This window comes from Niveispirillum fermenti (assembly GCF_048066175.1).
Classification (GTDB): domain Bacteria; phylum Pseudomonadota; class Alphaproteobacteria; order Azospirillales; family Azospirillaceae; genus Niveispirillum; species Niveispirillum fermenti.
In genome coordinates, this window is sequence record NZ_JBLTXA010000046.1 from 21,045 (window position 1) to 29,512 (window position 8,468).

Below are 8,468 nucleotides of genomic sequence, written 5' to 3' on the forward strand. Positions count from 1 at the left end.
GTTACATCGAATATGATGAGTCGCCCCTTCACGGGGGCGTGGATTGAAACCCATCTTGCACTGGAGTGATGGCCGGAGCCGTCATGTCGCCCCTTCACGGGGGCGTGGATTGAAACCCCATGGCTGCAAAATTGGTAGAGGTGGGGCGGCGTCGCCCCTTCACGGGGGCGTGGATTGAAACCGGAACTCGACCATCGGCTTTCGCGAGGGCCAGCGTCGCCCCTTCACGGGGGCGTGGATTGAAACTTGGTCTGGGATAAGACGACCGATCCCAAGACCGGGTCGCCCCTTCACGGGGGCGTGGATTGAAACACCGACGCATCCGGCCAGCGCATTGATGACGCGCCGGTCGCCCCTTCACGGGGGCGTGGATTGAAACAACCCGTGGGTCGGCTGCACGAAGGTCAGCGGGGCGTCGCCCCTTCACGGGGGCGTGGATTGAAACAACCCGTGGGTCGGCTGCACGAAGGTCAGCGGGGCGTCGCCCCTTCACGGGGGCGTGGATTGAAACTCCTCGTCCGTCAGCGGCCGGTACTGCGGCCGGAAGTCGCCCCTTCACGGGGGCGTGGATTGAAACAATTAAGCCTCCATTAAAAGACGGTTAGTAGAGCGTCGCCCCTTCACGGGGGCGTGGATTGAAACATCCGGAGTGGATGCGGAAATGAGGCTTTTGGTCGTCGCCCCTTCACGGGGGCGTGGATTGAAACATCAGCGGTGAAATTACCATCAAGCAAAACACCTTGTCGCCCCTTCACGGGGGCGTGGATTGAAACATCGGGCAGGTTGTCCCAGAAAGATGCCGCCTCCGTCGCCCCTTCACGGGGGCGTGGATTGAAACTTTTGGTTGCGCCAATCGTTCGGCCAGTTCGGTCGTCGCCCCTTCACGGGGGCGTGGATTGAAACAGGCCCACGGTCCCCAGCACCCCAGCCGCGTCCATGTCGCCCCTTCACGGGGGCGTGGATTGAAACTGATATTGATTGGGAAACGACGAATAATCGCATGGAAGTCGCCCCTTCACGGGGGCGTGGATTGAAACGTGAATGTGAAGTGATCAACAATCAAGCAGGAGAGTCGCCCCTTCACGGGGGCGTGGATTGAAACCATGAAGTCGTGGACCACGGCCTGGAGATCAGCGGTCGCCCCTTCACGGGGGCGTGGATTGAAACCCCCCGCGCACGGCCATGGCGCCCGTATGCGCGCGTCGCCCCTTCACGGGGGCGTGGATTGAAACAGGCGCTGGACCCCACCACCTGGCGGACCGGCCACGTCGCCCCTTCACGGGGGCGTGGATTGAAACCCTCCGTCACCCCTTCCGGCACGGGTGCCGTCAGGTCGCCCCTTCACGGGGGCGTGGATTGAAACCGCCCTATGACCCCGTGATCGTCACCGACCGGTTGTCGCCCCTTCACGGGGGCGTGGATTGAAACACCGTCAGTATCGCGCCCAAGGTGGGGCCGGAACGTCGCCCCTTCACGGGGGCGTGGATTGAAACACAATGGCATGGGAATCGGCGGCGGGTTCGACGGGCGTCGCCCCTTCACGGGGGCGTGGATTGAAACTGGTCAACCTCCGGCATGGAGCGGTTGGCGTCGGCGGTCGCCCCTTCACGGGGGCGTGGATTGAAACCTGGGCGGATGGACGTGCCATGTCGAGCAGGGCCGTCGCCCCTTCACGGGGGCGTGGATTGAAACATTGCTGAAAAATGGCGATGGGACGAGGCGAAGGGTCGCCCCTTCACGGGGGCGTGGATTGAAACAGGGCCTTGGCGGTTTCACCCGCCGCCGCCGCCCGTCGCCCCTTCACGGGGGCGTGGATTGAAACGCCGTCGCCTGCCCCTGGAACTGCACATCGCCCAGTCGCCCCTTCACGGGGGCGTGGATTGAAACACGCTGATATCGGCTGCATCGGCAGCGGCCTGCGTCGCCCCTTCACGGGGGCGTGGATTGAAACCTTGACACTTGGTATTGGAGAACCGGGATAGGCCGTCGCCCCTTCACGGGGGCGTGGATTGAAACGCCACCACTTCCAACAGCATCGCCTTTGATGAGGCGTCGCCCCTTCACGGGGGCGTGGATTGAAACACGGCCAGCGACCGCACGATGGTCTCGTAGTTCAAGTCGCCCCTTCACGGGGGCGTGGATTGAAACCGACTATCAGCGCCGCATCGACGCTGCCCGCCGGGCGTCGCCCCTTCACGGGGGCGTGGATTGAAACTACCGCAGCGTCCGCAATGCCTCCGGAAAGCGTCTTCACCTTCTCCGCGGCGCCCAAGCGTGGATTGAAACTACCGCAGCGTCCGCAATGCCTCTCGCAATGGCAGTCGCCCCTTCACGGGGGCGTGGATTGAAACGTCCCGCGTGATGGCCGGCGCGCCGCGGCCGGCCGTCGCCCCTTCACGGGGGCGTGGATTGAAACATTATCGGCGCTAAATTCTGCCGGGGACAGGTAGGTCGCCCCTTCACGGGGGCGTGGATTGAAACAGCCCCTGCGCTCACCGGAGGGGAGTGACCGCCCGGTCGCCCCTTCAGGGGGCGTGGATTGAAACAGCGCCGACCACGTCTCTCCCGACGCATAATCCTGTCGCCCCTTCACGGGGGCGTGGATTGAAACCATGCGCCAGCACATCTCCAGCTGCCAGCGCTTGTCGCCCCTTCACGGGGACGTGGATTGAAACTGCACCTGATTGGCCGTCAGGTCCATCACCTTGGGTCGCCCCTTCACGGGGGCGTGGATTGAAACTCGCCCCGCCGCCATGGGACGGCGCCCCGGTACGGTCGCCCCTTCACGGGGGCGTGGATTGAAACTACGCCCGTGCCCGCGCATTGGACTCAGAAGTCGGTCGCCCCTTCACGGAGGCGTGGATTGAAACACCGACCAGGCGCTGACGGGGTGGCTGCCATTTCATGATAGACGAAACCCTGAATTCTGGCTTCCAGGTCTGCGGGCAGGAAATAGTTTTCCAGCAGGATGCGATTCTTCAGGGTCTGGTGCCAGCGCTCGATCTTTCCCTGGGTCTGGGGGTGGTTTGGCGCACCGCGGACATGATCCATGCCCTTGTCTTCCAACCATTCGGCCAGATCGCCGGCGAGATAGGATGAGCCATTGTCGCTGAGCAGGCGGGGCCGGTGGGCGACCGCGACCTGATCACAGCCCGAGGCTTCCAGCGCCAGGGTCAGGGTGTCGGTGACGTCCTCGGCCCGCATGGTCGTGCACAGCTTCCAGGCGACGATGTAGCGGGAATAATCATCCAGAATGGTCGACAGGTAGAACCAACCCCAGCCGATAACCTTGAGATAGGTGAAATCGGTTTGCCACATCTGGTTGGGCCGGGTGGTCTTGTCGCGGAATTCCTCGGCCGCCTGGATCACCACAAAGGCCGGGCTGGTGATCAGGTCATGGGCCTTCAGCAGCCGGTAGACCGAGGCCTCGGAGACGAAATAGCCCTTGCTATCGGTGAACCTCACCGCCAGTTCGCGCGGCGACAGGTCCGGCGCCTCCAGGGCCAGTTCGACCAGCTGCTGGCGGACCGCGTCAGGGACGCGGTTCCACACCCGGCCCGGCGCGCTGGTCCGGTCGGCCAGGCCGCCTTCGCCTTCGGCCCGATAGCGCGCATACCAGCGATAGAAGGCGGTGGCAGGAATGCCCAGCCTGTCCAGGGTTCGGCGCAGGGGCAGGTGCGACGCCTCGACCAGACGGATGATTTCCAGCTTTTCGGATGCGGGGTATCTCATTCCTCGTCGCCCCCATCCGCGATCATGCTTTTTTTGAGCAGGCGGTTTTCAAGCGTCAGGTCGGCGACCACCTCCTTCAGGTCGCGCATCTCGCGCCGCAGGTCCTTGACCTCGCCCGTGCTGGCCTGGCGGGCCGTGTCGCCCGACAGGCGCTTCTTGCCAGCCTCCAGGAATTCCTTGGACCAGCTGTAATACAGGCTCTCGGCGATGCCTTCGCGCCGGCACAGCTCCGTAATGCTGTCCTCGCCGCGAAGCCCGGACAGTACGATGCGGATCTTCTCCTCCGCCGAATAATGTTTGCGCGTCTGCCGCCGGATATCCCGGACGACCTGCTCGGCGCCCGATTTCGGCACCATGGATTTCTGCCTCATCTGCGTTCCCTTCGGTCACTACGATGAGCCAGAAATCCTCCGTTGCGCAATCAACCGCTTCTGTCCCACAGGGGCTGATGCCGGACAGGGCGCAATGCCGAGCGCAATTTCCGGGGCGAGAAACGGTCGAACCAGACCCACGCCTCCACCACTGATCCCGAAGCGAAGCTTTACCGCAAGGCCAATGGCCAACCGTTGCGCCTGGCCTTCATGGGGCATGTGCTGATGGAGAACCGCAACGGCCTGGTGGTCGGCGCCACCGTCACCCAGGCCACCGGCACGGCTGAGCGCGAGGCGGCGCTGGCCCTGGTCGACGGGTTGAAGCCCAGGAGCCGCATCACGCTGGGCGCCGACAAGGCCTATGATGTACGGGCCTTCGTCATGGAGTTGCGCGCCCGCAAGGTCACACCCCACATCGCCCGCAACGAACAGAAGACCGACGACGGTGCCTTGCGGCGCAGCAGCGCCATCGACGGCCGCACCACCCGCCATCCCGGCTATGCCGTCTCCTTGCGCATCCGCAAGCGCATTGAGGAGGTGTTCGGCTGGGTCAAGGCCGCCGCCGGCTTGCGCAAGACCCGGCACAAGGGGACCGATCTTGTCGGCTGGGTCTTTACCCTGAACGCCACTGCCTACAACCTGATCAGGATACCAAAACTGGGGCTGGCCACCTGACGACACCCGGTTTCCGCCTCAAAACGGCGGAAACCGGCAAATTTGGCCGGAAAATCGGCCTGTAACCCCACGCCAACGACCTCAAAGAACGATGGCACATGGGGAAAGCGGAAATACAGGCCGATTTTTCTGCAGCCTGCTGATGCCATGGATTTCCCCGCCGCTCTTACCATTCCCGATAACGTGAATTTGCCTTATCCAGCGTTACCGAGCGCACGGAAAACATCAACCCTGGCAATAGCCACCCCTCGGTCTGCATCAACGCGGGCGAGACTGAGTTCAATCAGCGCGCTTTGCGCAACTAGAACATCGATGAAAGCGAGGTCGCCCGCCCTGTATCGCTCTTCTGCCAGATAGTACGCCCTTTCAGCCCGCCTCTCCGCTTCGGCTATCTCTCGCCGATACATATGAGCCGTCTTGTAACCGTTCAGCGCCTGCTCGGCTTCCTTCAGTGCGGTCAGGACCACACCGTCGAAGGCAGCCAAAGCGGCTTCCGCTTGTGCTTCCGCCTGTCGGATACGTACACGCGCGGCCTCCATATTGGGGAAAGAAAAGGAAAGCAAAGGACCCAGGCCATAGGCGAAACCTTGGCTGTTGCCGATCCCCTCTCCGCCCATCTGCGAGATGTTGGCGGCGATGTTGATGCGTGGATAGAGATCGGCCATAGCAACACCGACACGCGCCGTTGACCCGGCCAGGCGACGCTCGGCCTCGGCGATGTCTGGACGACGGCGCAGCAGGCCGGCACGATCACCGATGCCGATCGCATGGCGAGGCTGCGGGGCAACCCGGCAATGCACGGCCTGCTCGGGCATGCCGGCGGGCGGTTGGCCCAGCAGTGCCGACAACTCGAACTGTGCGGCCACCAGCGCTCCCTCCAGGGGCGCCAGACCCGCACGAGCCTGGGCAGCCAATCCCTCGGCCCTCTCCACATCCAATATGGCTGCTCCCCCAGCCTCCTGCTGCTGGCGGATGATGCGCGCACTGTCCGATGTCAGTGCGATCGCGGCATTGGCCACATCGGTGGCCTGCGACAAGGTGCAAATCGACAGGTATGCCTCCGTCACGGCGGCCACGACCTTGACCTGCACCGCCGCCTGGGCAAATGCCATTGCCGCGGCATCCGCCTCGGCCGCCTCCACCACGCGGGAGACCCGCCCGAACATGTCCGCCTCATAAGAAAGTTGGAGACCACCCCCATAGGTGAAACGATCACCGGGCAAGGCGATGGGTGGCTGATTTCTGCCATAGGCCGCCCTGCCCTCAATCTGGGTCTGGGGCATGCGGGAATCCCGTGCCTCGGCAAGAACCGCATCGGCAGCCTTCAAGTTGGCCATCGCTACCCGGAGGTCGGTATTGGCCTCCAAAGCCCGCGCAACCAACGCCTCCAGGACGGGATCGTCATACAAACGCCACCATGCCGTCTCTGGTTCCGTTCCTGCCACCATATCCGGAGTGGCGCCGAGAAAGGCGGTGCCCATGGAAGGCGGAGACGGTGGAATATGGTCGGGACCGGCGGCGCACCCGACCAGCAGCGTGCCAAACAGACAGGCAAACAGTGATTTCATCTTCATGGTGATCAGGCTTCCGTGGCCGGCTGGGGGATGTCGGCGCCCCGTTTACGTTCGGCATGGGCATGGGCGCGATGATCGCGGGCCAGCAAGGTGTAGAAAGTGGGCAACATGAACAGGGTGAAGAGCGTACCGATAAGCATGCCCATCACCACCACGATGCCAATGGCGAAGCGGCTGGCGGCACCGGCACCGGCCGCGAACAGCAGCGGGATCAGGCCCGAGACCATGGCCGCGGTTGTCATCAGCACCGGCCGCATACGGACCCGCGCCGCTTCGATGATCGCATGGTGACGATCCAATCCACGGTCACGCTGGAGGTCGTTGGCAAAGGCCACCATCAGGATGCCGTGCTTGGAAATCAGCCCGATCAGCGTGACAAGCCCGATCTGGGTATAGATGTTGAGCGTTGTGAAACCGAGATAGAGTGGCAGGAGTGCTCCGCAGACCGCCAGAGGCACGGTGATCAGGATGACCAGCGGATCGCGAAAGCTTTCATACTGGGCAGCAAGCACCAGGAAGATCACGATCAGCGCGAAGCCGAACGATACCGTCAGCCTGTTGCCTTCCTGGACATATTGCCGGCTGTCGGCCAACCAGTCGACGGTAACGCCCGGTGCACGGGGCAATGCCTCCATGTGCGCAACCGCCTGTCCCATGGTTACGCCCGGCCGCAACACGCCGGACAGGGTCGCGGCATTCATCTGGTTGAACTGCGGCAGGCGGTTGGCGCTTGCTTGCACATCGACGCGGATCAGGGTGGAAAGCGGGATCATGCGCCCCGATTGCGACCGGACATGGAAACGGCCCAGATTGTCCGGCGTCAACCGATCAACCGCCATCACTTGCGGAATGACATCATAGGAACGGTCGTGGAAATTGAAGCGGTTGACGTAGTTTTCACCGACCAGGGTCGCCAGCGTGTCTGCGATCGCCTGCATGGTGACGCCGACCTCCCCGGCCTTGGCAGCATCGATGCTGATGCTGGCGGCACGATTGTCGAACTCTAGGTCGCTTTCAACGAACAGGAACAACCCGCTTTGCCACGCTGCTGCCTTCAGTGACTGCATATCCTGGTAGACGGCATCGAAACTGCCCGGCGCCCGCAACACCATTTGGAACGGCAGGCCGGAGCTGGCCGCCGGCAGGGGGGCCGGTTGGAACGGCGTGACAGAGGCATCATGGATTCCGTTCGCCATGCCGAAAAGCTGGCCCTGCACGTCAGTGGCGGAGCGATCCCGCTCTTGCCACTCCTTCATGATGATACCGCCGAAACCCAGATTCTGCCCGTCCATGCCATTGGTGAAGAAGCTGCCCTCATATTCCGGCAGGGTGCGGAACAGCCTCTCCATGTCGGCGGAAACCTGCTCGGTGTATCGAATGCTGGCATATTGCGGTCCGCGGACGGCGGTGAAGACGTAGCCCTGGTCCTCCTGCGGGGCCAGTTCGCGCTGTGCGCCCAGGAACAGAACGGCGATGCCCACCAGCAGGCTGATGGCGACGAGCAGGACGGCAGCCGGCATGGACAGCATGCGGGCAAGCGCGCCGGCATACCCGGTCGATGCACGCTCGAAGAAATGCTCCACACGTTTGGCGAAGCCGCCCTCGGCAACCTTCGCGTTGAGGAGTACGGCACTCATCATGGGTGACAAGGTCAGGGCGATCACACCGGATACCACGACCGATCCTGCCAGGGTGAAGGCGAACTCGCGGAACAGACTGCCCGTCAACCCGCCCATCATACCGATGGGAGCATAGACGGCGGCCAATGTGATGGTCATGGCGATGACCGGCCCGACGATCTCCCGCGCACCGACCAGGGCGGCGTTGAAGGGCGACAACCCTTCCTCGATATGCCGGTGTATGTTTTCCACCACGACAATGGCGTCATCCACGACCAGCCCGATGGCCAGTACCATGGCCAGCAGGGTCAGCAGGTTGAGAGAGAAGCCGAACGCCAGCATCAGCGCAGCGGTTCCCACCAGAGACAACGGGATCGTCACCACAGGAATGATGACGGCGCGCAAAGACCCCAGGAACAGGAAGATAACGACAATGACGATGACGACCGCTTCGACCAGGGTGTGCTCCACCTCACTGATGGAAGCGTTGACGAAAT

At 63.0% G+C, this 8,468-nt stretch carries 2 protein-coding genes, 2 pseudogenes and 2 CRISPR repeat arrays (1 of these 6 only partly in view); of the genes and pseudogenes, 1 reads left to right on the plus strand and 3 read right to left on the minus strand.

Features of this window, described 5'->3' with window-relative positions:
- A CRISPR array of direct repeats spans positions 1-2,216; the repeat unit is 31 nt; unit sequence GTCGCCCCTTCACGGGGGCGTGGATTGAAAC; it begins 1,352 nt to the left of the window's first position.
- A gap of 364 nt (positions 2,217-2,580) precedes the next feature.
- Positions 2,581-2,870: a CRISPR direct-repeat array (repeat unit 31 nt; unit sequence GTCGCCCCTTCACGGGGGCGTGGATTGAAAC).
- A gap of 34 nt (positions 2,871-2,904) precedes the next feature.
- A pseudogene (locus ACM9LZ_RS23500) lies at positions 2,905-4,103 on the minus strand (IS3 family transposase); the annotation flags it as partial.
- A gap of 87 nt (positions 4,104-4,190) precedes the next feature.
- Here ACM9LZ_RS23500 and ACM9LZ_RS23505 point away from each other — a divergent pair.
- Positions 4,191-4,778, plus strand: a pseudogene (locus ACM9LZ_RS23505) (transposase); the annotation flags it as partial.
- Between the two features lie 194 nt (positions 4,779-4,972).
- On the opposite strand, the gene ACM9LZ_RS23510 reads toward ACM9LZ_RS23505, so the two are convergent.
- Together ACM9LZ_RS23510 and ACM9LZ_RS23515 are read right to left on the minus strand one after the other, a co-directional pair.
- Positions 4,973-6,352 carry an efflux transporter outer membrane subunit gene (locus tag ACM9LZ_RS23510; RefSeq protein ID WP_416621958.1) on the minus strand — a complete coding sequence of 460 codons (1,380 nt, stop codon included), beginning with the start codon at positions 6,350-6,352 and terminating at the stop codon, positions 4,973-4,975.
- 5 nt (positions 6,353-6,357) lie between these two features.
- The coding region (locus ACM9LZ_RS23515; protein WP_416621959.1) for an efflux RND transporter permease subunit at positions 6,358-8,468 on the minus strand (2,111 nt) is incomplete at its 5' end.